At 71.5% G+C, this 2,609-nt stretch carries 3 protein-coding genes; all 3 read left to right on the top strand.

Annotated elements, in window-relative coordinates; all coding sequences use genetic code 11:
* A partial coding sequence (locus ACRDP3_RS17490) for a M16 family metallopeptidase (protein ID WP_431517889.1) occupies window positions 1–1,376 on the top strand: 1,376 nt, incomplete at its 5' end.
* A 48-nt stretch (window positions 1,377–1,424) separates the two neighbouring features.
* A complete protein-coding gene (gene dapB / locus ACRDP3_RS17485) occupies window positions 1,425–2,180 on the top strand; it encodes a 4-hydroxy-tetrahydrodipicolinate reductase (RefSeq protein WP_431517888.1) in 756 nt (251 codons plus the stop codon).
* A 5-nt stretch (window positions 2,181–2,185) separates the two neighbouring features.
* Window positions 2,186–2,609, top strand: a 424-nt coding sequence (locus ACRDP3_RS17480; RefSeq protein ID WP_431517890.1) for a tetratricopeptide repeat protein, incomplete at its 3' end; no start/stop codon positions are given.

Here is a 2,609-nt window from a genome sequence, read left to right as displayed (position 1 = left end):
GTTCGGAGGGGCGGGCCGTCGCCCGTACACCAGGGAGGGGGAAGTCGATGTACGGAAGCACGAGCACGTACGGGAGCGGGAACGGCGCGGGAGTCGTGCGCAAGACCGTGCTCCCCGGCGGCCTGCGGGTCATCACCGAAACCGTGCCCACCGTGCGCTCCGTGACCTTCGGCATCTGGGCGCACGTCGGCTCCCGCGACGAGACCCCGGCGCTCAACGGCGCCACCCACTACCTGGAGCACCTCCTCTTCAAGGGCACCGAGCGGCGTAGCGCGCTGGACATCTCGGCCGCGCTGGACGCCGTCGGCGGGGAGATGAACGCCTTCACCGCGAAGGAGTTCACGTGCTACTACGCGCGCGTCCTCGACTCCGACCTCCCCCTTGCCATCGACGTCGTCGGTGACATGCTCACCAGCTCCGTCATCGACGCGGCCGAGGTCGAGGCCGAGCGGGGCGTCATCCTCGAAGAGATCGCGATGACCGAGGACGACCCCGGCGACTGTGTGCACGACCTCTTCGCGCACGCCCTGCTCGGCGACTCACCGCTCGGCCGCCCCGTGCTGGGCACCGTCGACACCGTCAACGCCTTCACCCGCGAGCGCATCGCCCGCTTCTACCGCAAGCACTACGGCCCGCCCCACCTCGTCGTCACCGCGGCCGGAAACCTCGACCACGACACGGTCGTACGACAGGTACAGGCGGCCTTCGACCGGGCGGGCGCGCTCGACCCCGCGGCCGGCGCCGAACCCGTCGGCCCGCGCACCGGCACCCGCGCAGTGCGCGCCTCCGGTCACGTGGAGGTCCTCGACCGCCCGACGGAGCAGGCCCACCTGGTGCTCGGCATGCCCGGCGTCTCCCGCAACGACGACCGCCGGTGGGCGCTCGGCGTGCTCAGCGCCGCGCTGGGCGGGGGCATGAGCTCCCGCCTCTTCCAGGAGATCCGCGAGAAGCGGGGCCTGGCCTACAGCACGTACTCCTACACCTCCGGCTTCGCCGACTGCGGCCTCTTCGGCGTCTACGCGGGCTGCCGCCCCAGCCAGCTCTCCGACGTGCTGAAGATCTGCCGTGACGAGCTCGGCCAGGCCGCCCAGCACGGGCTCCCCGACGAAGAACTGCGGCGCGCCATCGGCCAGCTGTCCGGCTCCACAGTCCTCGGTCTGGAGGACACCGGCGCGCTCATGCACCGCCTCGGCAAGAGTGAGCTGTGCTGGGGCGAACAGCTGTCCGTCGACGACATGCTGGCGAAGATCTCCGCCGTCACACCTGACGACGTACGCGCAGTGGCCCGCGACGTGCTGGACCAGCGCCCCTCGCTCGCCGTCATCGGCTCGCTCACCGACCGCCAGGCCACCCAGCTGCACGAGGCGGTCGCCTGACGCTCCCCGCCCGCTCCGCCCGCCCCGAAGTCCGCGAAGGAACGAACAATGAGCAAGCTGCGTGTGGCCGTCCTCGGCTCGGAGGGACGGATGGGCTCCGAGGCCGTACGGGCGGTGGAGGCCGCCGACGACCTCGAGGTGGCCGTCGCCCTCGACCGTGACGACAGCCTCGACGCCCTCGCCGGGTCGGGCGCGCAGGTCGCCGTCGACCTGACCCACCCCGACGCCGTCATGGGCAATCTGGAGCACTGCGTCACGCACGGCATCCACGGCGTCGTGGGCACCACGGGCTGGACCGACGAGCGGCTGCGTACGCTGCGCGGCTGGCTCGACGCGGCGCCCGGCACCGGAGTCCTCATCGCACCCAACTTCGGCATCGGCGCCGTTCTCACCATGCGGTTCGCCCAGCAGGCGGCCCGCTTCTTCGAGTCCGCGGAGGTGGTCGAGCTGCACCACCCCAACAAGGCCGACGCCCCCAGCGGCACCGCAGTGCGCACCGCGCAGATCATCGCCGCGGCCCGCGAGGAGGCCGGACTGCCGGCCCAGCCCGACGCCACCAGCACCGGACTCGAGGGCGCCCGCGGCGCCGACGTCGACGGGGTACCGGTGCACGCCGTACGGCTGCGCGGGCTCGTCGCGCACCAGGAGGTGCTGCTCGGCGGCGAGGGGGAGACCCTCACCATCAGGCACGACTCACTGCACCGCAGCTCCTTCATGCCGGGCGTGCTGCTCGGTGTGCGACGCGTCGTCTCCGCTCCAGGTCTCACCTTCGGGCTGGAGCACTTCCTCGACCTGGACCGATGAAGAGCGTGCGCGCCAAGCTCACCTACTTCGCGCTCGCTGTCCTGCTGGTCTTCTACTTCCTGCTGGTGGGCAGCAGGGGAGTGCTGCTGATCGAGCAGGGCACACCCGTCACAGTCGTCTTCGGACTCGCCGTGCTGATCCTGCCGTTGATCGGTGTCTGGTTCCTCTGGCACACCACTCGCTTCGCACGGAACGCCGGCCGCCTCGCCCGTGAACTGGAGGCCGAGGGCGGGCTCCCCGTGGACGAGCTGCGGCGCACACCGTCAGGCCGCATCGACAGGGACTCCGCAGACGAAGTCTTCGCCAGGAGGCAGTCCGAGGCGGAGCGGGACCCGGACGACTGGCGCAGCTGGTTCCGCCTGGCCGTCGCCTACCACGACGCACGCGACACACCCCGCGCCCGCAAGGCGATGCAGCATGCCATCTCCC

The organism is Streptomyces sp. (assembly GCF_050698815.1).
GTDB lineage: Bacteria > Actinomycetota > Actinomycetes > Streptomycetales > Streptomycetaceae > Streptomyces.
Note: the sequence above shows the minus strand (reverse complement) of the source record. Positions and strands in the feature narration are given on the sequence as shown.

Coding starts and splice junctions, on each gene's coding strand:
- dapB (WP_431517888.1), top strand. CDS start 1,425: ATGAGCAAGCTGCGTGTGGCCGTCCTCGGCTCGGAGGGACGGATGGGC.